Source organism: Nonomuraea sp. NPDC003754 (assembly GCF_053605785.1).
Window position 1 is genome coordinate 229,920 of sequence record NZ_JBSGJX010000001.1, and the last position, 23,475, is coordinate 253,394.

The 23,475-nt window shown below is 71.2% G+C and carries 23 protein-coding genes; 6 read left to right on the forward strand and 17 right to left on the reverse strand.

What is annotated here, in order from left to right:
• Nucleotides 1-2: 2 nt before the first annotated feature.
• Complete coding sequence (locus ACWEVS_RS01040) at nt 3-863, reverse strand: MurR/RpiR family transcriptional regulator (protein ID WP_449920306.1); 861 nt, start codon at nt 861-863, stop codon at nt 3-5.
• 81 nt (nt 864-944) lie between these two features.
• On the opposite strand from ACWEVS_RS01040, the gene ACWEVS_RS01045 reads away from it, so the two are divergent.
• Nucleotides 945-1,916, forward strand: coding sequence for an N-acetylglucosamine kinase (locus ACWEVS_RS01045; protein ID WP_452549353.1), 972 nt, complete (start codon nt 945-947; stop codon nt 1,914-1,916).
• Between the two features lie 71 nt (nt 1,917-1,987).
• Here the strand turns inward: ACWEVS_RS01045 and ACWEVS_RS01050 are convergent, their stop codons facing one another.
• Nucleotides 1,988-3,142, reverse strand: a complete 1,155-nt coding sequence (locus tag ACWEVS_RS01050) for an acyl-CoA dehydrogenase family protein (protein ID WP_449920303.1) — start codon at nt 3,140-3,142, stop codon at nt 1,988-1,990.
• A gap of 124 nt (nt 3,143-3,266) precedes the next feature.
• Between ACWEVS_RS01050 and ACWEVS_RS01055 the strand changes: the two genes are divergently transcribed.
• Nucleotides 3,267-4,580, forward strand: a complete 1,314-nt coding sequence (locus tag ACWEVS_RS01055; RefSeq protein ID WP_449920301.1) for a UDP-glucose dehydrogenase family protein — start codon at nt 3,267-3,269, stop codon at nt 4,578-4,580.
• A gap of 188 nt (nt 4,581-4,768) precedes the next feature.
• On the opposite strand, the gene purE is transcribed toward ACWEVS_RS01055, so the two are convergent.
• Nucleotides 4,769-5,266, reverse strand: coding sequence for a 5-(carboxyamino)imidazole ribonucleotide mutase (gene purE, locus ACWEVS_RS01060; RefSeq protein ID WP_449920299.1), 498 nt, complete (start codon nt 5,264-5,266; stop codon nt 4,769-4,771).
• The gene (locus ACWEVS_RS01065) at nt 5,263-6,414 is read right to left on the reverse strand and encodes a 5-(carboxyamino)imidazole ribonucleotide synthase (protein ID WP_452549355.1); all 1,152 of its coding nucleotides are present in this window, start codon (nt 6,412-6,414) and stop codon (nt 5,263-5,265) included. Before ACWEVS_RS01065 ends, purE begins: the two co-directional genes overlap by 4 nt.
• Nucleotides 6,415-6,726: 312 nt before the next feature.
• On the opposite strand from ACWEVS_RS01065, the gene ACWEVS_RS01070 reads away from it, so the two are divergent.
• Complete coding sequence (locus ACWEVS_RS01070) at nt 6,727-7,215, forward strand: GtrA family protein (protein ID WP_452549356.1); 489 nt, start codon at nt 6,727-6,729, stop codon at nt 7,213-7,215.
• A gap of 232 nt (nt 7,216-7,447) precedes the next feature.
• Here ACWEVS_RS01070 and ACWEVS_RS01075 read toward each other — a convergent pair whose 3' ends face one another.
• From ACWEVS_RS01075 to ACWEVS_RS01115, 9 genes are all read right to left on the reverse strand, one after another.
• The gene (locus tag ACWEVS_RS01075) at nt 7,448-8,722 is read right to left on the reverse strand and encodes an ATP-binding protein (protein WP_354906091.1); all 1,275 of its coding nucleotides are present in this window, start codon (nt 8,720-8,722) and stop codon (nt 7,448-7,450) included.
• Nucleotides 8,723-8,725: 3 nt separating this feature from the next.
• Nucleotides 8,726-9,394 (reverse strand): response regulator transcription factor, encoded by a 669-nt coding sequence (locus tag ACWEVS_RS01080; RefSeq protein ID WP_043620820.1) that lies wholly within the window; start codon nt 9,392-9,394, stop codon nt 8,726-8,728.
• Between the two features lie 457 nt (nt 9,395-9,851).
• Entirely contained in the window at nt 9,852-10,331 is a 480-nt protein-coding gene (gene bfr, locus ACWEVS_RS01085) for a bacterioferritin (RefSeq protein WP_354906092.1), read from the reverse strand.
• An 18-nt stretch (nt 10,332-10,349) separates the two neighbouring features.
• The gene (locus ACWEVS_RS01090; protein ID WP_354906094.1) at nt 10,350-10,529 is read right to left on the reverse strand and encodes a (2Fe-2S)-binding protein; all 180 of its coding nucleotides are present in this window, start codon (nt 10,527-10,529) and stop codon (nt 10,350-10,352) included.
• A gap of 339 nt (nt 10,530-10,868) precedes the next feature.
• Nucleotides 10,869-11,465, reverse strand: coding sequence for an MBL fold metallo-hydrolase (locus ACWEVS_RS01095; RefSeq protein WP_354906096.1), 597 nt, complete (start codon nt 11,463-11,465; stop codon nt 10,869-10,871).
• Nucleotides 11,462-12,547, reverse strand: a complete 1,086-nt coding sequence (locus tag ACWEVS_RS01100) for an S-(hydroxymethyl)mycothiol dehydrogenase (protein WP_449920288.1) — start codon at nt 12,545-12,547, stop codon at nt 11,462-11,464. The genes ACWEVS_RS01095 and ACWEVS_RS01100 overlap by 4 nt, the downstream gene beginning before the upstream one ends.
• Before the next feature lie 16 nt (nt 12,548-12,563).
• The gene (locus ACWEVS_RS01105; RefSeq protein ID WP_449920286.1) at nt 12,564-13,520 is read right to left on the reverse strand and encodes an adenylate/guanylate cyclase domain-containing protein; all 957 of its coding nucleotides are present in this window, start codon (nt 13,518-13,520) and stop codon (nt 12,564-12,566) included.
• Nucleotides 13,521-13,529: 9 nt separating this feature from the next.
• Nucleotides 13,530-14,042: a PH domain-containing protein gene (locus ACWEVS_RS01110; RefSeq protein WP_449920284.1), complete on the reverse strand. Its 513-nt coding sequence runs from the start codon at nt 14,040-14,042 to the stop codon at nt 13,530-13,532.
• Between the two features lie 34 nt (nt 14,043-14,076).
• Nucleotides 14,077-14,922, reverse strand: a complete 846-nt coding sequence (locus ACWEVS_RS01115; protein ID WP_452549357.1) for a biotin--[acetyl-CoA-carboxylase] ligase — start codon at nt 14,920-14,922, stop codon at nt 14,077-14,079.
• 168 nt (nt 14,923-15,090) lie between these two features.
• Between ACWEVS_RS01115 and fdhD the strand changes: the two genes are divergently transcribed.
• The 3 genes from fdhD (at nt 15,091) to ACWEVS_RS01130 (ending at nt 17,745) form a co-directional block, all read left to right on the forward strand.
• Nucleotides 15,091-15,918 (forward strand): formate dehydrogenase accessory sulfurtransferase FdhD, encoded by an 828-nt coding sequence (gene fdhD / locus ACWEVS_RS01120; protein WP_452549359.1) that lies wholly within the window; start codon nt 15,091-15,093, stop codon nt 15,916-15,918.
• An 84-nt stretch (nt 15,919-16,002) separates the two neighbouring features.
• Nucleotides 16,003-16,410 (forward strand): peptidase inhibitor family I36 protein, encoded by a 408-nt coding sequence (locus tag ACWEVS_RS01125; protein WP_354906104.1) that lies wholly within the window; start codon nt 16,003-16,005, stop codon nt 16,408-16,410.
• Nucleotides 16,411-16,605: 195 nt separating this feature from the next.
• Entirely contained in the window at nt 16,606-17,745 is a 1,140-nt protein-coding gene (locus tag ACWEVS_RS01130) for a DUF418 domain-containing protein (RefSeq protein ID WP_449920274.1), read from the forward strand.
• 195 nt (nt 17,746-17,940) lie between these two features.
• Here ACWEVS_RS01130 and ACWEVS_RS01135 read toward each other — a convergent pair whose 3' ends face one another.
• The 4 genes from ACWEVS_RS01135 to ACWEVS_RS01150 all read right to left on the reverse strand — a co-directional run bounded on the left by ACWEVS_RS01135 (nt 17,941) and on the right by ACWEVS_RS01150 (nt 23,357).
• A complete protein-coding gene (locus tag ACWEVS_RS01135; protein ID WP_449920272.1) occupies nt 17,941-18,372 on the reverse strand; it encodes a GNAT family N-acetyltransferase in 432 nt (143 codons plus the stop codon).
• Complete coding sequence (locus ACWEVS_RS01140) at nt 18,369-20,993, reverse strand: phosphoenolpyruvate carboxylase (protein WP_452549360.1); 2,625 nt, start codon at nt 20,991-20,993, stop codon at nt 18,369-18,371. Before ACWEVS_RS01140 ends, ACWEVS_RS01135 begins: the two co-directional genes overlap by 4 nt.
• A gap of 64 nt (nt 20,994-21,057) precedes the next feature.
• Complete coding sequence (locus tag ACWEVS_RS01145) at nt 21,058-22,617, reverse strand: hypothetical protein (protein WP_449920266.1); 1,560 nt, start codon at nt 22,615-22,617, stop codon at nt 21,058-21,060.
• On the reverse strand, nt 22,593-23,357 hold the full coding sequence (locus ACWEVS_RS01150) for an ABC transporter ATP-binding protein (RefSeq protein WP_354906111.1): 765 nt from the start codon (nt 23,355-23,357) through the stop codon (nt 22,593-22,595). The genes ACWEVS_RS01145 and ACWEVS_RS01150 overlap by 25 nt, the downstream gene beginning before the upstream one ends.
• Nucleotides 23,358-23,475: the final 118 nt, after the last annotated feature.

Below are 23,475 nucleotides of genomic sequence, written 5' to 3' on the forward strand. Positions count from 1 at the left end.
GATCAGTTCCTTTCGACTCGGTGGCCTTCCAGCGCCTGGATAGTGCGCCGGAAGGCTTCATTGGTGCGCTCCTGAGTGCGCTGGGCCACAGCGACGAAGAGCGTGTCCAGCACGTAGAGCTGGGAGTGCACGGCCTGGAGGCTGACCGGACGCAGCGTCACCTCGGGGCTGCCGGTGATCAGCGTGTGGTCCGCCAGCGTCGCCAGAGGCGAGCGCGGGAAGGAGGTGACCGCGACCGTGGTCGCGCCGTGGTCGCCCGCCTCCCCCACGATCTCCAGGACCTCACTCGTGCGGCCCTGGTGGGAGACGCCGATGACGACGTCGCCCGCGCGCAGCATCGCGGCGTCGGCCAACCCCTCGTGCGGGTCGGCGTGCGCCCAGCAGGGCAGTCCGATCCTGCGCAGGTGGCCGCCGATGAACTGGGCGACCACACCGCTGGAGGAGGAGCCGAACAGGATCACCCGGTTTGCCGCCACGACCGCGTCGGCGACCGCGACGACGGTGGCCGCGTCCAACTGGGCGGCGGTCTCCTGGATGAGGCGCGTGTCCGCGGCGGCCACCGACTGGATCACCGTCTCCACCGGGTCGTCCGGGCCGATCTCGTGGCCGACCGCGACGTCCCATTTGGCCTGCTCGGCACGGCCGGTCTCGGTGGCCAGCGCCACCCGCAGATCCGCGAAGCCGGCGAAGCCGAACTGGCGGCAGAAGCGGGTCACCGCGGCGGGCGAGGTGCCGCTCTGCTCGGCCAGCACCGGGCTGGTCACCCTGGTCACCGCGATGGGATCAGCCAGGATCGTCTGCCCGATCCGGCGAAGCGCCTCGGGTAGGCGGTCCAGCTCCGCCTGGATCCGACCAATGATCACGATAGATCCTTTCACTCCGAGCAAGTGTTGATGAAAGTTAGTATTGCCTCCAGGTCGCGTCAAGCCCCAAGATGTCGGGATATGGACCTGGTTCTCGGCATCGACGCGGGCGGCACATCATCCCGCTGCGCGGTCCACACCCTCGACGGGGACCCCGTCGGCTACGGCCGCTCCGGAGGCGGCAACCCCACCGCGCACGGCGCGGCCACCGCCCGATCGAACCTCGCGTCGGCAGTGCGTCAGGCGTTGGGCACCCGCGACCCGGCGTCGGTACGCGCGGCGGTGGCCGGTGTGGCCGGCTTCTCGGCCTCTCCCGGCGACCTGACCGAGCTCTGGTCCGCACTGGGACTCCGCGTGTCACCCCGCGTGGTGGGGGACGTCGAGATCGCCTTCAGCGCCGGAACGGCGGCCCCCTCGGGAACGGCGCTGATCTCGGGGACGGGAGCGATCGCCGCGGACATCACGAACCGCTCGGCCGCAGCGGTCTCCGACGGCTACGGCTGGCTGCTCGGCGACACCGGCTCCGGCTTCTGGCTCGGCCGCCAGGCGGTCGGCAGGGTGCTCGACACGCTGCGCCACGGTGCGCCCCCGTACGGGAGGCTGGCGGAGACCGTGGTGGAACGGCTGCTGGAAACCACGGGAACGCCACTCGGTCCAGACCGGGTGGACCAGGTGATACGGGCGGTCCACGCCCGCGCGCCCCTGGCGCTTGCCGAGCTGGCACCGCTCGTCACCGCCGCGGCCGAAGCCGGGGACGCCGCCGCCGCGAACCTGATCACGCAGGCGGCCGGCCATCTGGTCGACACCGTCGCCAAGGTACGCGCGCGGGGGGAGACCAGCCCGATCGTCCTGGCGGGGAGCGTGCTGACCAGGGGTGGCCCGCTCGGCCACGCCGTACGGGACCGGTTGGCCCGGCGCTGGCACGCCCCGGTGACGGTGGCGGGCGACGCGGCGTGCGCCGCCGCGTGGCTGGCCGCCCGCGACCTGGTACCCGACCCCGACGCCCTGCACACCCGGATCATGCGGGCACGCACCCACGGAACAGGGGGATAGCTCAGGATCTTCACGAATGCGCGAAACCCGGTCCCCTCACCGACAGAGACCGGGTTTTCGCAGCTCATCGCCTACTTGAGGAGCTGCCTGGCCATGACCATGCGCTGGATCTGGTTGGTGCCCTCGTAGATCTGGGTGATCTTGGCGTCGCGCATCATCCGCTCGACCGGGAACTCGCGGGTGTACCCGTACCCGCCCAGCAGTTGCACCGCGTCGGTCGTGATCTCCATCGCCGCGTCGGAGGCCGCGCACTTGGCCGCGCTCGACAGGAACGTCAGGTCCTTCTGCGGCTGACCGTGCATCGCCAGCTCCGACTTGGCCGCCGCGTGGTAGGTCAGCTGGCGGGCCGCCTCCAGCTTCATCCCCATGTCCGCGATCATGAACTGCAGACCCTGGAACTCGGCGATCGCCTTGCCGAACTGCTTGCGCTCCTTCACGTACCCGATCGCGTAGTCGAGGGCGCCCTGGGCGATGCCCAGCGCCTGGGCGGCGATCGTGACGCGGGTGTGGTCGAGGGTCGCCAGGGCGGTCTTGAAGCCGGTCCCGGGCGCGCCGATCATGCGGGACGCCGGGATGCGCACGTCCTCGAGGATGACCTGGCGCGTCGGCGAGGCCTTGATGCCGAGCTTGCGCTCCTTGGGCCCGAAGGAGACGCCCTCGTCCGACTTCTCGACGACGAAGGCGGAGATGCCGCGCGCGCCCGCGGAGGGGTCGGTGACGGCCATGACCGTGTAGTACTCGGAGATGCCCGCGTTGGTGATCCACATCTTGACGCCGTTGAGGACGTAGTGGTCGCCGTCGAGGACCGCCCGGGTCTTCATGGCCGCCGCGTCGGATCCCGCCTCGGGCTCGGACAGGGCGTAGGAGAACATCGCCTCACCCGTCGCGACCGGCCTCAGGTAAGCGGCCTTCAGTTCCTCCGAGGCCGACAGCAGCAGCGGGACGGTGCCCAGCTTGTTGACGGCGGGGATCAGCGACGAGGAGGCGCAGGCGCGGGCCACCTCCTCGATGACGATGACCGCGGCGAGCGCGTCGCCGCCCGCACCGCCGTACTCCTCGGGGACGTGGATCGCGTGGAGGTCAGCGGCCACGAGCGACTTGTAGACGTCCCACGGGAACTCCTCGCGCTCGTCGGCCTCGGCGGCGCGGGGCGCGATCTTCTCAGCGGCGAGGGCACGGACGGTCTCGCGGAGCATCTCGTGCTCCTCGGTGAGGGCGTAGGTCATACCTCGAATACTAGGACGTCCAAGCATCTTGTTACCAGTCGGTACGATTTGTCGGTTTACCCAGGTGGCACAGTGGAAGTTACGGGGACCGGTAACATGCCTTGGCGATGAAAGGAGCTCACTCGTGCCATATCGCCTTACGGTGATCGGAACCGGGTATCTCGGCATCACTCACGCGGCCTGTATGGCGGACCTCGGCTTCGAGGTTCTCGGCCTTGACATCGACGCGGACAAGATCCGCCGGCTGCAGAGCGGTGAGCTGCCGATCCACGAACCCGGTCTGGAAGAGATCCTGAGGCGAGGGCTCGCGTCGGGACGGTTGCGCTTCACCACCTCCTACGAGGAGGCCGGCGCGTTCGGTGACGTTCATTTCCTCTGCCTGGGCACACCGCAGAAGCAGGGCGAATACGCCGCCGACGTGTCCTTCCTCGACGCGGCCGTCGAGTCGCTCGCGCCGTACCTGGAAAGGGAGTGCCTGGTCGTCGGCAAGTCGACGGTCCCCGTCGGCACCGCGGCCCGGCTGGCCGCCAAGCTCGCGCGCCTGGCACCGGTCAACGCCGCGGCCGAGCTGGCCTGGAACCCCGAGTTCCTGCGCGAGGGCTTCGCCGTCCAGGACACGCTCAAGCCCGACCGCATCGTCATCGGCGTCGCCTCCGCGCACGCCGAGAAGATCCTGCGCGAGGTTTACGAGCCGCTCGGCGACATCCCGATGGTGGTCACCGACTACCCGACGTCCGAGCTGGTCAAGAGCGCGGCCAACGCGTTCCTGGCCACCAAGATCTCCTTCATCAACGCGATGGCCGAGGTGTGTGAGGCCTCCCACGCCGACGTGCAGCAGCTGTCCAGGGCGCTGTCGTTCGACGACAGGATCGGCGGCCGCTTCCTCAACCCGGGCCTCGGGTTCGGCGGCGGCTGCCTGCCCAAGGACATCCGCGCGTTCATGGCGCGGGCCGGCGAGCTGGGCGCCGACCAGGCGCTGACGTTCCTGCGCGAGGTCGACGCCATCAACATGCGCCGGCGGGCGCGGATGGTCGACCTGGCACGAGAGCTGGCGGGCGGCTCGTTCCGCGGGTGCACGGTCGGCGTGCTGGGCGCGGCCTTCAAGCCGAACTCGGACGACATCCGCGACTCCCCCGCGCTCGACGTCGCCGTGACGATCGGGCAGCAGGGCGGGCAGGTCACCGTCTACGACCCGATCGCGCTGACCAACGCCCGCAAGGCGCACCCCGAGCTGTCCTACGGCGAGTCGGCGCTCGACGCGGTGCGCGGCGCCCACGTGGTGCTGCTGCTGACCGAGTGGCAGGAGTTCGTCGAGCTGGACCCGGAGGAGCTCGGCGAGGTGGTCGCCACCCGCAAGATCGTCGACGGGCGCAACGCGCTCAACTCCGAGGCCTGGCGCTCCGCCGGCTGGCACTACCGCGCCCTCGGCCGCCCGTAGTCCCTTTCGTTCCCCGGGCGGCGGCGCACCCTGCGCCCGCCGCCCGACGGCTTTCCGCCCGACGGCTTTCCGCCCAGCGGCTTTCCGGCCGACCCTGCGCCCGCCGCCCGGCGGCTTTCCCGCCGATCCTGCGCCCACGGGAGCCGCGGTGCCGGCGCGGCGATCCGCGCTCGGCCACGACCGCTGAGCTAGCGGCCCATCTCCGCCGCCTCGGCGCGCAGCTTCTCGCCCTTGGCGTGCGCCTGGTCGCGCAGGGTCTCCTGGAAGGCCTCCATCCGCCCGCGCAGCGCCGCGTCGGAGGCGGCCAGAATGCGGACGGCCAGCAGCCCCGCGTTGCGCGCCCCGCCGATCGCGACCGTCGCCACTGGCACGCCCGCGGGCATCTGCACGATGGACAGCAGGGAGTCCATGCCGTCGAGGTACTTCAGCGGCACCGGCACACCGATCACCGGCAACGGCGTGACCGAGGCCAGCATGCCGGGCAGGTGCGCCGCGCCACCGGCGCCCGCGATGATCACCTGGACGCCGCGGGCCGCGGCCTGCCTGCCGTACTCGATCATCTCGGCCGGCATGCGGTGCGCGGAGACCACGTCGGCCTCGAACGGCACGCCGAACTCGGCCACGGCCTCCGCGGCCAGCCTCATGACCGGCCAGTCGGAGTCGCTGCCCATCACGATGCCGATCATGCGTACTCCCCGGTGGTGAGGTAGACGGCCGCGTGCTTGGCGCGGGCCCGCGCGTCGTCGAGGTCGGTGCCGAGAACGGTGACATGCCCGATCTTGCGCCCCGGCCGTACCTCCTTGCCGTAGAAGTGCACTTTGACGCCCGGATCGTGGGCCATCACGTGCTCGTAGCGCTTGAAGATGGCGGGGTCGTCGCCGCCGAGCAGGTTCGCCATGACGACGTAGGGGGCGGCCAGCGAGGGTGAGCCGAGCGGCAGGTCGAGCACCGCCCGCAGGTGCTGCTCGAACTGTGAGGTGCGGGCGCCCTCGATCGTCCAGTGGCCGCTGTTGTGCGGACGCATGGCCAGCTCGTTGACCACGAGCCCGTCGGCCGTCTCGAACATCTCGACCGCCAGCAGGCCGGTCACGTCCAGCTCGTCGGCGATCTTCAGCGCGATGCGCTGGGCCTGGGCGGCGTCCTCGGGGTCGAGGTTCGGCGCGGGGGCCAGGACCTCGACGCAGATGCCGTTCTCCTGGACGGTCTCCACCACCGGATAGCTGACGCCCTGACCGTGGGGCGAGCGCGCGACCAGCACGGCCAGCTCCCGCTCGAACGGCACGAGCGCCTCGGCGAGCAGCGCGACGCCGGTCGCGACCACCTCGGCGGCCTCGGCCGCGTCGGCGCACACCCACACGCCGCGACCGTCGTAGCCGCCCCTGACCGCCTTGAGCACGACCGGCCAGCCGTTCTCCCCGGCGAACTCCTCGACGTCGGCGACCGTCTCCACGGTCCGCCAGGCGGGGCACGGCGCGCCGAACTCGCTCAGCCGCCTGCGCATCTCCGCCTTGTCCTGGGCGTGGACCAGCGCGTCGGCACCGGGATGCACCTCGACGCCCTCGTCGGCCAGCGCCTTGATGTGCTCGGTCGGGACGTGCTCGTGGTCGAAGGTGACGGCGTCGCAGCCCGCGGCGAACTCGCGCAGGACGGCCAGATCACGGTAGTCGCCCAGCCTGGTGTCGACGATCACCTTGGCCGCGCTCTCGTCCCGCGCGTTGGCGAGGAGGCGCAGCTCGACACCGAGCGGGATGGCGGCCTGCTGCATCATGCGGGCCAGCTGGCCCGCCCCGACAACGCCCACCACGGGGCCGACATGCGAAGAGGTGCTGCTCACGTGCCCGAAGCATACCGTCCGGCGGAACCTCGGTCCCCGCGACCTGCGCGCCGGCGTAAGGGTGGCCGCGCGCCGTCCGTCGCGGAACGCCTGTCCGCGCGACCTGCGCGCCGGCGTAACGGCCAGGCGGTTCACACAACCGCCATGAGACGATATTTCAAGAAATGCTGGTTGAGCGTGTGCGATGCATGGTGCTCTGGGTAGCTTTGCAGGGTCTTCGCGCCCGGCCGCCACCCGTGGCCGGTAACCTGGTGCCGTCGGAGCCGGCTCGAGGGTGCGGCTGGCGAACCCGGAAAGGACCGTGCAGGAGACGTGGAGTTCCTCAAACGCGCCTACAGCCGGGTCGTCCACCTGCTCCATGAGCTCGCGAAGTTCGGGACGATCGGTGGCATCGCCTTCTTCGTCGACATGGGGGCGACCAACCTCTTCCGGTTCGGCTTCGGCTGGGGTCCGCTGGTCTCCGCGGTGCTGGCAACCTGCATCTCGGCGACGTTCGCCTACATCGGCAACCGCTACTGGACCTTCCGGGACCGGGAGCAGAGCGGGCTGGCCAGGGAGTACGCGCTGTTCTTCCTGCTCAACGGGATCGGGCTGCTGATCGCGCTGATCTGCATCGGGTTCACGACCTACACGCTGGGCCTGCAGGACCCGCTCAGCTACAACATCGCCAAGATCGTCGGCGTCGCCTTCGGCACGCTGTTCCGGTTCTGGTCCTACAAGCGGTGGGTCTTCCTCGCTCCCGAGGACCCGCCCGTCGAGCCCGCGACCGGCCTGCCCGAGGCCGTCTCCCCCCGACGCTAGCCCTCCCCCGGACTCCGGCTGCCCGGAATCACCCGCCCCCGGACGTCGCTTCCCCGAAGGTCCGGACGCCGGGCCGTGAGCCAGTCAGCCCCACTGCCCCGCTCTCCGGCGTCGAGCCGGTCTCCGGCGCTCCGGCGGCCCGGGCGCCGGTCTTCGCCGCACGAAACGGGCCCGGGCGCCGCCCCCTCCATGACCTGCCGTTCCATGGCGGCGCGCCCGGGTGTCGAGCGGTTCAGGCCGGGCCGGTCACCACGCGGCGGCTCGGGTTGTCGGCCGGGCGCAGGAAGATCGCGAACACCGCCGGCCTGCGGCGCACGAGTTCGAGCCGCCCGCCGTCCGCGGCGGCCAGCGCGCGGGCCAGCGTGAGCCCGAGGCCGGTGCCGCCGCCACCGCTGACGTTCCGTTCGAAGACCTTGGGCGCGATCTCGTCGGAGATGCCGGGCCCTTCGTCGGCCACCTCGATGACGATGTAGTTGTCGCTGCTGCTGGTCGACACCGAGACGGCGCCGCCGCCGTGCTGGATGGAGTTCTCCAGCAGCGAGGCGATGACCTGGCCGAGACCGCCGCCGGTGGCGAGGGCCTTGAGGCCGCGGGCACCGCCGAGGGACAGCGACCGGCCGGCGCGGCGGAAGGCGGGCTCCCACTCGGTGACCTGCTGGACGAGGACCTCGTCGACGGAGATCGGCTCGGCCTGGGCGATCCGCTGGCGGCGGGCGGCGGCAAGCAGCTCGTCGATGACCGCGGTGAGGCGTTCGGCCTGGATGATGGCGGCCTCGCCCTCCTCGCGGACGATCGCGGGATCGTGGGAGGCGGCGACGATCTCCTCCAGGCGCATGGTGAGCCCGGTGAGGGGGGTGCGCAGCTGGTGGGAGGCGTCGGTGGCGAACTCGCGCTCGCGGGTGATCAGGTCGGAGATGCGGGTGGCGCTGCGGTCGAGCACCTCGGCGACGCGGTCGAGCTCGGGGATGCCGTAGCGGTGCTTGCTGGGCCGAGCGTCTCCGGAACCCAGCCGGTCAGCGATCTTGGCGAGGTCCTGCAGGGGAAGGGTGAGCCGGCGGGACTGCACGATGGCGAGACCCACCGCGACCGCGAGTGCCGCGGCGGCCAGTGCCACGATGAGGAGCAGGCGAGCACGAACGTCTCGCTCCACCTGGTCCCTGTCGCGGCTCACCCTGACGTAGATGCCGCTGTCCGACTTGGCTTCCTCGTGCATGGAGTGGCCGGACGGCGGGGAGGCGCCGACGACGGTAGCCGTCGGCGGGTTGCCGTTCACATAGATCTGGATGTATCGGTCCGGATACTTCTGTTTCAGCTGCTGCGGGTCGAGCGGTGTCTCCTGGATGCGGGCGTATTCCACCTCACCCACGAGGCGGGTCGCCTCCGCCCTCAACTGCTGGTTGGCGTCCTCGACGATCAGCCGGCTGACCACCACGCCCAGGGGCACCCCGAGCAGGAGGACCGCGATGACCGCGACGACCAGGGTGGAGGAGAGTAGGCGGCGGCGCACTGCCTACTCTCGCTCGAATCGGAAGCCGACTCCCCTGACAGTGGTGATGTAGCGCGGCTTGGCGGCATCGTCGCCGAGCTTGCGCCGGAGCCAGGAGATGTGCATGTCGAGGGTCTTGGTGGAACCCCACCAGTTGGTGTCCCAGACTTCACGCATGATCTGTTCGCGGGTGACGACCTTGCCGGCGTCGCGCACGAGGACGCGCAGCAGGTCGAACTCCTTGGTGGTCAGGTGGAGCTCCTTCTCGCCCATCCACGCGCGACGGGAGTCGGCGTCGATGCGGACTCCCTGGACGACAGGGGTCTCGGACGTGCCGCGCCGGAGCAGCGCCCGGACGCGGGCGAGGAGTTCGGCGAGGCGGAAGGGCTTGGTGACGTAGTCGTCGGCACCGGCGTCGAGGCCGACGACGGTGTCGACTTCGTCGACGCGTGCGGTGAGGATGAGCACCGGCGTGCCGTGCCCTTCGGCGCGGATCCGGCGGGCGACCTCGAGGCCGTCCATCTCGGGCAGGCCAAGGTCGAGAACGATGAGGTCGATGCCTCCCGACAGAGCCCTCTCGAGGGCCTGCGGGCCGTCGGGGCTCACCTCAACCTGGTAGCCCTCGCGGCGCAGGGCGCGCGCGAGTGGCTCGGAAATCGAGGTGTCATCCTCGGCGAGAAGTACGCAGGTCATGAAGCGATCGTAGGACCTTAGGCGATCGTTTCCCGGGCACAGCGCGCGGTTTGACTCGCGTTTGACCTATCTATTGACCTGGGCAAACGCTGATAAATGACGGCTAGTGCGGGTTTAATGCCCCACACATTCCCCGGTCTCCAGCGTCCGCTCTTGTCTGCGGTACGGCAAGCCCCCGTCCCTCCCTCCGGTACGGCAAGCCGTCCCACGGCCACCGTGGTCACCGCAGGCCGTCCGTCCTTCACGCCACTCCCGCGGACTCCGCTTCCCGCCGCTACGCCGTCCGGAAGCGCCTGGTTTGCCCGGACGGCTGGACGGCGGCCCGTTGGAGGCCGGACCGGCGTGTCGGGGCCGAAAGTAAAACCGACATGTCACGCATAGCAGACCCAAGGCAGCCGAACGCCCGCCGGAACGGACGTCACGGCGGGCGGGGCGGCCTGGTGCGACCCGGTGCGGGCTAGTCGGACGGCGGCTCGGCGTAGCGGGCGAGGTAGAGCTGCTCGCCCAGGCTCTGGATGAGCCCCAGCTCGGTCTCGAGGTAGTCGATGTGCTGCTCTTCGTCCTCGAGGATGTCCTCGAAGAGGCGGGCGGAGGTCGTGTCGCCCTTCTCGCGCATCAGCTGGATGGCCGGCTTGAGCCGGTTGACCACGCTCAGCTCGACCTCGAGGTCGGCCCTGAGCTGCTCCTCCACGGTCTGGCCGATGTGGAGGGTGCCGAGCCGCTGGTAGTTGGGCAGTCCTTCGAGAAAGAGGATGCGGTCGGTGAGCCTCTCGGCATGGCGCATCTCGTCGATCGACTCGTCGCGCGTGTGCTTGGCCAGCCTCGTGTATCCCCAGTTCTCCTGCATCTTCGCGTGCAGGAAGTACTGGTTGATAGCGGTGAGCTCCGCGGTCAGCTGCTCGTTGAGCAGCTCGATGATCTGCTTGTCGCCCTGCATTGAACTGGGCCCCTCGTGCTATGCGGTCGGAATCAGGTCCTCGGACCGCTTCAGGATCGCACAGATCTTGCGAACGCAAGAGGCACAGTCGCTGCCGGCACCCGTGGTGTCGCGGATCTGCCGTGCACTCTTGGCGCCCGCGGCGATGCAGTCGTGGACCTCGTTCTCGGTCACGGCTCGGCAGACGCATACGTACATTGGGGGACAGACCTCTCGCAGGAACGGAGCCTTAAGGTTAGGCACACCTAAGATAACTCACGTTGGTTAGGCTTGCCTACATGAGGTGCGACACAGGCATAAATCCCCCATAAGAGGACATTGCTCCTCCGGGGATAGGTTTCGCCAGGTAGCGAGCCGGCTACGCAGCGCCCGGCCGGCACCCTCATGATCCCCGTCGGCTCTCGCGCGATCCGGCACGCATCGGCGTACCCGTCACCGGCGGCACACGCCGGCCCACGACGTCCGCGCCGCGCGGCGTGCGCCTCCGGAGGGAGGTGCCGCTCCCCCCGGAGGTGTGGAGAGGGACTCAGGAAGCCCCTAGAAGGACGCGCTCTCCGCGCCGATGGTGGTCGAGGCGCCGTGCCCGGTGTGGACGACGGTCTCCTTCGGCAGCGGCAGCAGCCTGGTCCTGATCGAGTCGACCAGCGTCTCCCTGGAGGAGAACGACCTGCCGGTCGCGCCGGGACCGCCCTCGAACAGCGTGTCGCCGGTGAAGACCGCGCCGAGTTCGGGCGCGTAGAGGCACACCGCGCCCGGCGCGTGCCCCGGCGTGTGGATGACCTGGAGCTCCACCCCGCCCGCCGACAGCACCTGCCCGTCCTCCAGCGGCCGGTACGGCACCGCGTCGCCGTACTCCATCTCCCACAGCGGCTGGTCGGCGGGATGCAGCAGGATCGGCGCGCCCGTCAGCTCCGACAGCGCGGCGGCGGCGTTGATGTGGTCGTTGTGGGCGTGGGTGCAGACGATCGCCGTGACGGTCCTGCCGCCCACCCGCTCGGCGATCCTGTCGGCGGAGTGGGCCGCGTCGATGACGACCACCGAGCGGGCGTCGCCGACCAGCCAGACGTTGTTGTCGACGTCCCAGGTGCCGCCGTCGAGGGAGAACGTGCCCGAGGTGATGACCCTGTCGATCACAGCGTCACCACCGAGCGCAGGACCTCGCCCCTGTGCATCCGGGCGAAGGCGTCCTCGACCTGGTCGAGGGCGATGGTCTCCGACACGAACCGGTCGAGCGGGAGCCGTCCCTGCAGGTAGAGGTCGATGAGCATGGGGAAGTCACGGGAGGGCAGGCAGTCGCCGTACCAGGAGGACTTCAGCGCGCCGCCGCGGCCGAAGACGTCCAGCAGGGGCAGTTCCAGCCGCATGTCCGGCGTCGGCACGCCCACCAGGACGACGACGCCCGCCAGGTCGCGGGCGTAGAAGGCCTGCTCGTAGGTCTCGGGGCGGCCGACCGCCTCGATGACGACGTCGGCGCCGAACCCGCCGGTCAGCTCACGGACGGCGGCCACGGGGTCCTGCGTGCGCGAGTTCACGACGTCGGTGGCGCCGAAGTCGCGGGCCCAGCCCAGCTTCCGGTCGTCGACGTCGATCGCGATGATCTTCGAGGCTCCGGCGAGGGAGGCGCCCAGGATGGCCGCGTCGCCGACGCCGCCACAGCCGATGACGGCCACGCTGTCGCCGCGCGAGACGTTGCCCGTGTTGAGCGCGGCGCCGAGGCCCGCCATCACGCCGCAGCCGAGCAGGCCGGCCACCTCGGGCGGCGCCTCGGCGGACACCTTGGTGCACTGCCCCGCCGCGACCAGCGTCTTCTCGATGAACGCGCCGATGCCGAGCGCGGGGCTGAGCTCGGTGCCGTCCTTCAGCGTCATCTTCTGCGCGGCGTTGTGGGTGGCGAAGCAGTACCAGGGCCGGCCGCGCAGGCAGGCGCGGCAGTTGCCGCAGACCGCGCGCCAGTTGAGGATCACGTAGTCGCCGGGCGCCAGGCCGGTGACCCCCTCCCCGACCGCCTCGACGACACCGGCGGCCTCGTGACCGAGCAGGAACGGGTAGTCGTCGCTGATGCCGCCCTCCCGGTAGTGGAGGTCGGTGTGGCAGACCCCGCACGCCTTCACGGCCACGACCGCCTCGCCCGGCCCCGGATCCGGCACCAGCACCGTCTCGACGGTGACGTCCTGCCCCTTACCTCGGGCGACGACGCCCTGAACTTCGTACGGCATGCCGCTCATCATCCGCTCAGGACGAAGATCTTCGCAAGACATACGGCTGCACCACGCCGAGCCCTCGTGCGGGCCGGCGGCGAATCCTGTGCAGATCGACGTTCTCGCCTTCCAGCCCGTCGGCCAGCTCTGCGTCGATGACGATGGTGCCCGGCCGCGCGATGGCCGTCAGCCTGGCGGCCAGGTTGACGGTCGTGCCGAACACGTCGCCCATCATCGGCAGCACGGGACCGTAGGCCATGCCGATGCGCAGCTCCCCCGTCTCGACGAGGTCCAGCGCGATCTCGGCGGCCTGCGCGGGCGTGGGCGCGGTGAACAGCACCTCGTCGCCCAGCGTCTTGACCAGCCGGGCGCCGTGGGCGGCGACCACGTCGGCGGCGCGCGACTCGAACCCCTCGACGAGCTCGGCCAGCTCCCGCTCCGACAGCTCCCTCGACCGCCGGGTGAAGGAGACGAGGTCGGCGAAGCCCACGGCCATCGACACGCGGGTGAGGACCCGCTCGTCGTTGATGTCGGCCATCGCGAGCAGGCGGGTGCCGGCCGCGGCCAGCTGGGCCCGCCAGACGTGCACGAGCACCTGCTCGAAGTCGGGAAGAAGCCGCTGTGACGTCTCCAGGATCCTGGCGAGGTCGCCGTCGGACGGCTTCTCGCCCGGCATCAGCGCCCCGATCATGATCTCGGCCTGCCACTGGGCGAGCCGCGCGGTGGTCTGGCCCAGCGCCCTGGCCAGGCGGATCACCGTGGGCTCGTCGAGCAGGCCGCTGTCGAGCATCGTGCGCACCCTGCGCAGCGTGACCACGTCGGCGTCGGAGAAGGCGACGGCGTCGTCGGCGAGCGTCGCGAACCCGAGCGCGCGCCAGATCCGCTCGGCCAGCTCCTGCGACACGCCCGCCCCGCCGGCCACCTCGCTCCTGGTGTAGCGGGCGGTGGTGCCGACCAGCAGGCGTTCGATCTCCTCCGCCGTGGGCCTCATCGCGCAGGTCTACTTTCCGTCGACGGCACCGTCGGAGACGTCCTCGACGGCGCGGAACAGGTCCGCCCGCACATCCTGGATCTTCGGGATGTCGCGCAGCGCGAGCTGGCCCTGGTCGCTGGCCGACTCGACGGTCAGCGTGCCGCAGCCCAGGATGCGCTCGACGAATGACTGGTCGGAGCTGACCGAGTTGACCTTGGTGAGGGGGATCTCGTCGGTCGACTTGTTCAGCACGCCGGTGCTGATCGTGAACCGGTGCGTGGTGAGCACGTAGCCGGTGTTCTTCCACTGCAGGTAGGGGACGAACGACCAGATCGTCAGCAGGATGACCGCGATGACGATCACCGTCGCCCTGCCGTAGAACGCGAACTCCCAGTCGCCGGGGATCAGGTAGAGGCCCGCGCCCATGGCGGCGAGGATGAGCACGAGCGCGACCGCGGGCCCGACGAGCCGCTTCCAGTGCGGGTGGAACGACCGGATGCGGCGTTCGCCCTGAGTCAGGTGGTGATCCGGGAGAGTCATGGCAGAAATCGTGGCACGGACCCCTCGCCGAACGCTATGACGACGGGCGAACGTGGACCACGTCCCCCGCGCTGAGCGTCTGCTCGCCGACCTGCAGTCGCCCGGACGGGTCGATGCCCGTGGCCGTGCCGGTCAGCGTGCGCTCGCCGGGCAGCTCCACCCGCACCTCGCGGCCGATCGTGGCGCTCGAGGCCTGGTAGGCGGCGCGCAGGCCCGCGGCGTCGGGGTCGCCGCCGACCGCGATCCAGTCGCGGTAGTGGGTCTCGATCTCCCGCAGGATGGCCCTGATCAGGGGATCCCGGTCGGTGCCCCTGGCGCGCTCCCGGTCGGGCTCGGCCGTGGAGGCGCCGAGCTCGATGGCGATGGAGGTGGCGGTCTCGACGGGCAGCTCCTCGGGGCGGAGCGAGACGTTCAGCCCCATGCCGATGATCACCGCGCCGTCCTCGATCCGCTCGGCCAGGATGCCCGCCAGCTTCCGATCGCCGACCAGCAGGTCGTTCGGCCACTTCAGCCTGACGTCCAGCTCGGCGACACGCCGGACGGCGGAGGCGGCGGCCACGCCGAACAGCAGCGACAGCCAGCCCTGCCGGGAGGGCGGCACGCCGGGGCGCAGGAGCACGGAGAAGGTGAGCCCGGACCGGGGTGGCGCGTTCCAGGTCCTGCCCAGCCTGCCCCTGCCCTTGACCTGCGTCTCGGCGATCAGCACCGTGCCCTCCGGCGCACCCGCCCTGGCACGCTCGGTGAGGTCCGCGTTGGTGGAGCCGGTACGGTCCACGACGGTGATCTCGGTCCACAGGCCGCCGGGCCTGACCAGGGCGCGGGTGAGCGCCGCCTGGTTCAACGGCGGGCGGTCGAGGTCGGTGAAAGGTGAGTCGGACACCTGTCCATCCTCTCCCATCGCCCTGCGCCGCTGTATCGGGGCGCACCACAACCTTTCCCCAAGGTCGTACGCCCCTGACCACTCCGACGGACCTCCGGCGGCACCCTCGCCGGCTCGACGGCGGGGACGGGGCGACCTCGGCGAACGGTCCTGCGTAGGGTACGAAAGGTGACAACGCCCACCACGCGCGCCCAGATCACCGTCCTGTCCGGGAAGACCGCCCGGGATCGGCGCGATCACCTCGCCACCGAGGAACCCATGGAGATCCGCGTCACCTCCCCGGGTGGCGAGCGCAGGACCGTGGCGATCACCATGCGCACGCCCGGCCACGACTTCGAGCTGGCGGCCGGGTTCCTGCACGGCGAGGGGGTGGCCGGGCGTGGCGAGATCAGAGCCATCGGCTACTGCACCGACGAGGACGTGCCGCCGGAGGCCCGCTACAACACCGTCACGGTGGCGCTGGACCGCCCGATTCCCGACCTGCCGGCCCTCGACCGGCACTTCGTCACCTCCAGCGCCTGCGGGGTCTGCGGCTCGGCCAGCCTCGACGCGCTGCGCGACCGCTGCCGCCCGCTGCCGCAGGGGGAGCTGTCGATCACCCCCGAGATCCTGTACGGCATGCCGCACCGGCTCAGGGAGGCTCAGGGCGGCTTCGGCAAGACCGGTGGCCTGCACGCGGCCGGGCTGTTCTCGGCCGACGGCGCGCTGGTGGCGCTCAGGGAGGACGTCGGCCGGCACAACGCGGTCGACAAGCTGGTCGGATGGGCGTCCCTGACCGGCGCGGACCTGGCCGGGCACGTGCTGATGGTCAGCGGCAGGGCCAGCTACGAGATCATGCAGAAGGCGCTGGCCGCCGGCATCCCGATGGTGTGCGCGGTGTCGGCGCCGTCGTCGCTGGCGGTGGAGCTGGCCAGGGAGTTCGGGATGACGCTGGTCGGGTTCCTGCGCGAGGAGCGGTGCAACGTCTACGCCGGCAGGGAGCGCATCGCCCTCTAGCCGTTCGCGGCCCCTTCTCCCGCAAGATCGGGTCATGTATGGTCGTGGCGTTCGCCGAAGAAAAGTTTCAGGTAAGGAGAGGTAGTGGACAAGAAGCTTCACATGCTGGCGTTTCCCATCGCGGCCGTTGCGCTGTCCATCCTGCCCACCACTCCCGCCCACGCCGCCGACGGCTACGACCGCTGCCGCGCCGGCTACTACTGCATGTTCTCCGGCCTCGACGGCACGGGTGACATCATCGAGATCCAGGCCAACACGCCGGATCTCGCCGCTTTGAACATGGCCGACCGGGCCAAGTCCGACTGGAACCGTACGAGTTCGATCATCCACCTGTACTCCGAGGCAAACTACGGCGGCTGCTCGGCGGTGACCTCTCCGGGCGGCAAGGGCAACTTCTTCAGCACCTACCGCGACTTCTTCGACTCCGTCCGGATCGGTGGCCCGAACGGTCCCTCCTGCTACGAGCCCGAGGTCCTGGTGAAGGCCCACTGACACAGGCGGAGAACGGCCCGGCATGGCGAGATGCCGGGCCGTTCTTCTGTGGGCACCCGTGGCGGGTGTCCGCGCCCACGGGCACCCGCGCGTCCCTGGCGATCCGAAGGGCGAAGGCGGGGACGACTTTGGTCGGATGCGCGAGGGCCCGAGGTTCGATGTGCCGTGCCGCGGGCGATCTCTAGCGTCGTCGTCATGACGCAGACCGTGGCACCCCCGACCAGGCGCATCCACGAGATAGACGCCGTCCGCGGCTTCGCCCTCGCCGGCATCCTGCTGGCGAACATCGGCTTCTTCGCCGACCCCGGCGCCGCCGCCGGAGGCGCGGCGCAGATCCCCGAAGGCGCCGTGGCCTCGGTCGTCACCACTCTGGTCCTGACGAAGTTCTACGTGATCTTCTCCTTCCTGTTCGGCTACTCCTTCACCCTCCAGATGCGCTCGTGGGGCGACCAGGTCAGGGGGCGCATGCTGCGCCGCTGCCTCGGCCTGTTCGCGCTGGGCGTGGCGCAGGGCTTCCTGCTGTGGATCGGCGACATCCTCACCCTCTACGCCGCCCTGGGGTTGATCCTGCTGGCCATGCGCAACGTCCGCCCGCGAACCGCCGTCATCACCGGTGTGACGATCATCGGTGTGCTGACGGTGCTCTGGCTGGCGCTGGCCGGGCTGACCCTGCTCGACCCCACCGCCGCCGCGGACCAGGCCGCCGACCCCACCGAGGCCGCGAGGGCGCTGGCGCTGTTCACCGGGAGCCCGCTGGACTTCCTGACCTACCAGGCCGAGACCTACCCGATGCTGGCGCTGTTCGTCTGGCTCGGGCAGGGGCCGATGGCGATGGCGTTGTTCCTGTTCGGGATGGCGGCCGGCAAGTCTCGGCTGTTCGAGGAGCCGGAGCGGTGGGCGCGCCTGGTGCCGCGCATCCAGCTCGTCGGCTTCGGCGTCGGCCTGCCGGCGGCGGCGTTCTTCACCTGGTCGAGCACCGCGTCGGGGAGCTGGGTGCTGGTCGGCGTCGCGGTCAACAACGTCACGTCGCTGTTCCTGTCGGCCGCCTACGTGGTCACGTTGCTCCAGCTGGTCAGACGCTTCCCCCTGGTGGGCACGGTGCTGTCCGGCCCCGGCCGGGTGGCGGCGTCCAACTACATCGGCCAGTCGGTGCTGATGTGCCTGGTCTTCACCGGGTACGGCCTGGCGCTGGCCGGCCGGCTCGAACCGATCGCGGTGATGGGGGTGGCCGCGCTGATCTACGCGGTGCTGGCGGCGCTGAGCGCCTGGTGGCTGCGCGGGCACCGCTACGGCCCCGTCGAGTACGGCCTGCGCGCCCTGACGAACCTGCGGTGACGCCCGGGGCGGCCGCCGCTGACCGGTGGCCGCCCTGCGGAAGGCCGCGCGGGCCCCGGGCGAGGGGGAAGGGCCTGGGGCACGCGCGGATCGCGCCCTGGCGTGCGGGCGCTCACCGCCATTGTGGTCCGGAAGCACGCCAAGCGTCCGCTTTTCCGGATATTTCGGTAGTTGGGTTTTTCGCCGGCTCGGGGGCTACAGCTCCTTGCGCATGAAGACCACCTCGCGCGGCCCGACGGCCTCCACCGAGGTGACGGTGTAGCCGAGCCGCCGGTAGAGCGCGATGTTCGGGGTCATCTTGGCGTTGGTGATCAGCCGCAGCGCGGGCAGGCCCAGCGCCACGGCCCGCGACTCGGCGAAGGCGAGCAACCGTTTCCCCAGGCCCTGGCCGTGCTGGTCGGGCCGGACCGCCACGTTGTCCACGTACAGCACGCCGTCCTCGGGCACCAGCACGATCAGGCCGCGCAGGTCGTCGAGGACGAACACGTGACCGGCCGCGAGGTGGGCGGCGTAGTCGTCGTCCATCGGCTTGGGGCGGATGCCGATGACCTCCGCCCACGGCTGGTAGGCGGCGGCGACGATCTTCTCGATGGCGGGCAGGTCGTCGGGGTGGGCGAGTCTGATCATCCGGTGTTCTGCAATCCCGCGGCGACGCCGTTCACCGACAGCAGCAGCAGCGTCGACAGCCGTTCTCGTTCGGCCTCGGTCAGGTCGTCGGTGGTCCGCAGCGCGGTGAGCGCGCGCAGCTGCAGGTGGGAGAGCGCGTCCACGTACGGGTCGCGCAGCTGGACGGCCCGCGACAGGACCTTCCTGTTCTCCAGCAGCCGGGAGTGCCCGGTCACCGACAGCACCAGGCGCCTGGTCCTGTCGTACTCCTCCAGCACCTGCGCCGCGAAGTCCGTCCTGCCGCCCAGAGCGAGGTAGCGGGCCGCGATGGACCGGTCGGTCTTGGCCAGCGACATCTCGACGTTGTCGAGCAGCGAGGCGAACAGCGGCCACTCCCGGTAGGCCGCCTGCAGCTCGCCGAGGTCCTCGACGGCGGCCAGGCCGCTGCCCAGGCCGTACCAGCCGGGCAGGTTGACCCGCGTCTGCGCCCAGGCGAACACCCACGGAATGGCGCGCAGGTCGTCGAGGGAGCGGGGGGCACCGAGCCCGCGGCGCGCAGGACGGGAGCCAAGACGCAGCGAGCCGATCTCCTCCAGCGGGCTGACCAGCGCGAACCACTCGGGGAAGCCGGGCGCCTCGGTGAGCGCGCGGTAGGCGCGCTCGGAGGCGGCGGCCACCTGCGAGGCCAGGCCGCGGAAGCGGGCGGCGGCGGCCGCGGTGCGCGCCCCGACGGTCGGCGAGGAGGCCAGCAGGACGGCGTTGGCGACCTGCTCCATGTGGCGGCGGGCGATGGCCTGGTGGCCGTAGCGGGCGAAGATGACCTCGCCCTGCTCGGTCACCTTGAACCTGCCCGCCACCGAGCCGGGCGCCTGGGCGAGCACCGCCCGGTTGGCCGGGCCGCCGCCGCGACCGAGCGCGCCGCCGCGACCGTGGAAGAGCCTGAGCTTGACGTCGTTGGCCAGCGCCCACGCGGTCAGCCGTTCCTGCGCCTCGTAGAGCTTCATCGTCGCCGCCGCGGGGCCGAGCTCCTTGGCGGAGTCGGAGTAGCCGAGCATGACCTCCAGGCGGCGGTCGTTGTCGGCCAGCCGGCGCCGCACCTGGGGCAGGTCGAGCATGCCGGCCAGCACGTCGGCGGAGTTGTCGAGGTCCTGGCCCGACTCGAACAGCGGCACCACGTCGAGGACGGGCGCGCGCTCGCCCAGCGCGTGGAAGGCCAGCTCGTGGACGGCGGCGATGTCGTCGGCGCCGCGGGTGAACGACACCACGTAGCGGGAGCAGGCGGTGGTGCCGAAGCGCTCCTGGATCCAGGCGATCACCCGGATGGTGGCCAGGACCTCCTCGGTGCGCTCCGACAGCGGCCCGCCGGCGCGGATCTCCTCCAGCGCGGCGGCGTGGACCTGGGAGTGCTGGCGCACCTCCAGCTCGGCCAGGTGGAAGCCGAACGTCTCGACCTGCCAGACGAGGTGCTGCAGCTCGCCGTAGGCCTGCCTGGCGGCGCCCGCCTCGATCAGCGACTGCTGGGCGAGGCGCAGGTCGGCCAGCAGGTCGGACGGCGCGCGGTAGGCGAGGTCGAGGTCGCGCCTGCGGGTGGCGCCGACGCGGGCGCCGACGAACAGCAGCCACTGCCGGTGCGGCTCGGACGGCGAGCGGGTGGCCAGCTCGGAGACCAGGTCGGGGTGGGAGTCCTGGGCGGCGGCCAGCGCCTTGCGCAGCTCGGCGGAGGGCGGGGTGAACTGGGCGGCCGGGGTGAGCGTGCGGGCGATGCGGACGGTGGCGGTCTCCAGCGCCGTCAGCACGTGCTCGGCCTGGATGAGGACGGCCTCGCGGGTGACCTTGGCGGTGACGTTGGGGTTGCCGTCGCGGTCGCCGCCGATCCACGACCCGTAGCGGATGAACGGCCTGGCCAGCGGCGCGCGGGTGCCCGTGCCGGGGCCGAGGGCGGCGTCGAGCGAGCGGTAGACCTGGGGCACCACCCGGAAGAGCGTCTCGTCGAAGGCGGCCATCGCGGTGCGCACCTCGTCGAGCGGGTCGAGCTTGGTGTTGCGCAGCTGGGCCGTACGCCAGAGGAGGTCGATCTCCTCCAGCAGCCTGCGCCTGCTCTCGGCGCGCTCGGAGGAGCCGCGCCCCGGGGTGTTGTACTCGGTGAGCTGGCCGCTGACGCGCTGGATGGCGGTGACGACCGCGCGCCTGCGCGCCTCGGTGGGGTGCGCGGTGAGCACGGGGTGCAGTTCGAGGCCCTCGACCAGCTCGGCGACGCGGTCGCTGCCCAGTTCCTCGACGGCGGAGGCCAGCGACTCGCGCTGGACGGCCTCACCCGTGTCGCGCTCGCGCAGGGTGCGGATGCGGTAGTGCTCCTCGGCCAGGTTGGCCAGATGGAAGTAGCAGGTGAACGCCCGGGCGATCTGGACCGCCCGGTCGATCTCCCATGCGCCTACGATCGCCGCGACGTCCTCGTGGGACACCTCGCCGCGGCGCGCGCCGATGACCGCTTTGCGCAGGCGTTCGACATCCTCCAGGAGGCCGGGACCGCCCTGCTCGGCGATCACCTGGCCCAGCAGCTCGCCGAGCAGCCGCACGTCGCGGCGGAGCTCGTCGGGCATCTCGCTGACGGCACTGTGGCGCGGGATGGCCTGGTCAATCATGCTTCGCACGATATCCACTCGTCTCGCGTGACTGGAGACCGGTCTCACCAAATGGACTAGACCATTAGGTGGGCCTGGAGACCGCCGCGAGCAGCTCCGGCATCCGCGGATAGCCCGCCCGGCCCGCCACGTGCCTGCCCGCCCACGCCAGCGCGACGCCGTACGGCAGCGCCACGACGCTCACCCAGCCGGCGCCCAGCAGGACGGGCAGCGCGACGGGGAGGGCGAGCACGGCGGTGGCGATCATGGCGGCGAAGGAGGCGACGAAGGCCACCCCGCCCTGGCCCGGCGCCGCGCCGGTGAAGGCGTTGAGCCGGTCCGGCACCGTGTACGGCACCAGCACGCTGGTCACCGCGCCGACGCCGAGCCCGACGCCGAGCACGCCCCACGCGGTCAGCGCGGCGGGCACCGCCCACGCCAGGCTGCCGGCGAACAGCCCGCCGACCACGGCGAGCGCCACCAGGACAGGGACCGCGATGACCGCCACGGCCAGGTGCCGGCCCGCCAGGTCGCCGCGCAGGTCACGGGCGTCGCCGTAGACGACGGCGTTCATCCACAGGGACCGGCCGTCGATGCCGAAGCTGTTGCACTGCTGCATGGCGATCATCAGCGCCCCGACGCAGGCCGGGCCGATCGCGGCGCCCGCTCCGCCGCCCGAGCCCTGCCCGTTGATGGAGAAGGCAAGCACGCACGTCACCGCGATCGAGGCGAACCAGCCGACGCGACCGCGCGGGTCGCGCCTGGCGTACTTCAGCTCCTTCGACGCCACGGCCGCCACCCGGCCGTCGGGCAGGAGCCGGTCGAGCAGGCCGCTGGAGCGGCGCACGGAGGCGGCCTGGGTGGAGGCGTCGGTGGTGACCAGGGCGCGGCCCAGCGCCCTGATCCACAGCCAGCCGAGCGCCAGGACGAGCAGGGCGAGGAGGGCCAGCTCGAGCGCGGCGGTCGCGCCGCCGTCGCTGATGGCGTGGGCGGCCCAGCCCGGCGGGGTCCAGCGCAGCACGGCCGCCAGGCTGTCGAGAATCGCGCGCGGGTCGCCGCTCAGGCCGCGGTTGACGATCAGGTTGGGCAGCTGGGCCAGCAGCACGACGACGATGACGCCGACGGCCAGCAGGTCGCGGCCCCTGCGCGAGCGCAGCAGCCCGGACAGCGCGGTGGTGATCAGCCGGGAGGTGACGATGCAGAGCGCGAACTGCAGGACCACCGCGACGACGCCGAGCAGGAAGCCACCCGCTCCGCGCGCGAGGCCCACCAGCGCGCCCGCCGTCACCACGAGAGAGACGATCGGCCACACGCCGGTGACCGACGCGGCGAACATGCCGGCCGCCAGCTGCCGCGTGCGCAGCGGGAAGAGGGCGAGCCTGGCCGGGTCCAGGGTGTCGTCGAGGCCGAAGGCCAGCAGGGGCACGGTGGCCCAGCAAACCAGCAGCCCGGTGAAGGCGATCACGCCGATGTCGGCGGCGATGTCCGACGGCGCCGCCCTGAGCAGCGCCAGCAGCAGGAAGCCGCCCGCCGCCACCACGAGCGCGGCCAGCAAGGAGAAGACGAAGCCGAGGATGCGCTGGGTGTCGCCGCGCAGGCCGCCCGCGATCAGCCTGAGCTTCAGTTCGACGAAGAGCCCAACCACGTCAGCCCCTCCTCCCCGCTCTGCCGTACGCCGACGAGGTCGAGGAAGGCCTGGTTGAGGCTGCGGCCCGCGCGGACCTCGGCGGTCGGGCCCTGGGCGACGATCCGGCCGCCGCTCATCACCGACACCCAGTCGCACAGCCGCTCGACCAGGTCCATGACGTGGCTGGAGAAGATGACGGTGGAGCCGGAGGCGGTGTAGCGGCGGAGCACCTCGGTCAGGGTGTTGGCGCTGACCGGGTCGACTCCCTCGAAGGGCTCGTCGAGGAAGAGCACCGCCGGGTTGTGCAGCAGCGCGGCGGCCAGGCCGATCTTCTTGCGCATGCCGGTGGAGTAGTCGACGACGAGCTTGTCGGCGGAATCGGTCAGGTCCATGACGCGGAGCAGTTCCTCGGCGCGCTGCTCGACGTCGGCCTTGGGGATGCCGCGCAGGCGGCCGTTGTAGTGCAGCAGTTCGCGGCCCGACAGCCGCTCGAACAGTCGCAGGCCCTCGGGCAAGACGCCGATGCGGGCCTTGACCTGGACGGGGTCGCGCCACACGTCGACGCCGCCGACCGTCGCGACGCCGCCGTCGGGGCGGAGCAGGCCGGTGATCATGCTCAGCGTGGTCGTCTTGCCCGCGCCGTTGGGTCCGACCAGTCCCGCGAAGCTCCCCGCGGGCACCGTGAAGTCGATCCCGGCCACCGCCACCTGCTGGCCGAACCGTTTGAACAGGCCCTCTGTACGCACCGCCTCCGTCATGCCCACCAGTCTGGTGCTTTGGGGGGCCTTGTGGGCAACCGTACCGCTTGGGAAGAATCACAGTTCGTCCACGCCGAGGTGGGCGCCGGTGCGGGTCTGGGTGTCATCGTGATCCCAG

Excerpts from the sequence above, each read along its gene's own strand:
- ACWEVS_RS01045 (WP_452549353.1), top strand. The coding sequence starts at position 945 with ATGGACCTGGTTCTCGGCATCGACGCGGGCGGCACATCATCCCGCTGC.
- ACWEVS_RS01050 (WP_449920303.1), bottom strand. The coding sequence starts at position 3,142 with ATGACCTACGCCCTCACCGAGGAGCACGAGATGCTCCGCGAGACCGTC.
- purE (WP_449920299.1), bottom strand. The coding sequence starts at position 5,266 with ATGATCGGCATCGTGATGGGCAGCGACTCCGACTGGCCGGTCATGAGG.
- ACWEVS_RS01080 (WP_043620820.1), bottom strand. The coding sequence starts at position 9,394 with ATGACCTGCGTACTTCTCGCCGAGGATGACACCTCGATTTCCGAGCCA.
- bfr (WP_354906092.1), bottom strand. The coding sequence starts at position 10,331 with ATGCAGGGCGACAAGCAGATCATCGAGCTGCTCAACGAGCAGCTGACC.
- ACWEVS_RS01090 (WP_354906094.1), bottom strand. The coding sequence starts at position 10,529 with ATGTACGTATGCGTCTGCCGAGCCGTGACCGAGAACGAGGTCCACGAC.
- ACWEVS_RS01100 (WP_449920288.1), bottom strand. The coding sequence starts at position 12,547 with ATGCCGTACGAAGTTCAGGGCGTCGTCGCCCGAGGTAAGGGGCAGGAC.
- ACWEVS_RS01105 (WP_449920286.1), bottom strand. The coding sequence starts at position 13,520 with ATGAGGCCCACGGCGGAGGAGATCGAACGCCTGCTGGTCGGCACCACC.
- ACWEVS_RS01110 (WP_449920284.1), bottom strand. The coding sequence starts at position 14,042 with ATGACTCTCCCGGATCACCACCTGACTCAGGGCGAACGCCGCATCCGG.
- ACWEVS_RS01130 (WP_449920274.1), top strand. The coding sequence starts at position 16,606 with ATGACGCAGACCGTGGCACCCCCGACCAGGCGCATCCACGAGATAGAC.
- ACWEVS_RS01135 (WP_449920272.1), bottom strand. The coding sequence starts at position 18,372 with ATGATCAGACTCGCCCACCCCGACGACCTGCCCGCCATCGAGAAGATC.
- ACWEVS_RS01140 (WP_452549360.1), bottom strand. The coding sequence starts at position 20,993 with ATGATTGACCAGGCCATCCCGCGCCACAGTGCCGTCAGCGAGATGCCC.
- ACWEVS_RS01150 (WP_354906111.1), bottom strand. The coding sequence starts at position 23,357 with ATGACGGAGGCGGTGCGTACAGAGGGCCTGTTCAAACGGTTCGGCCAG.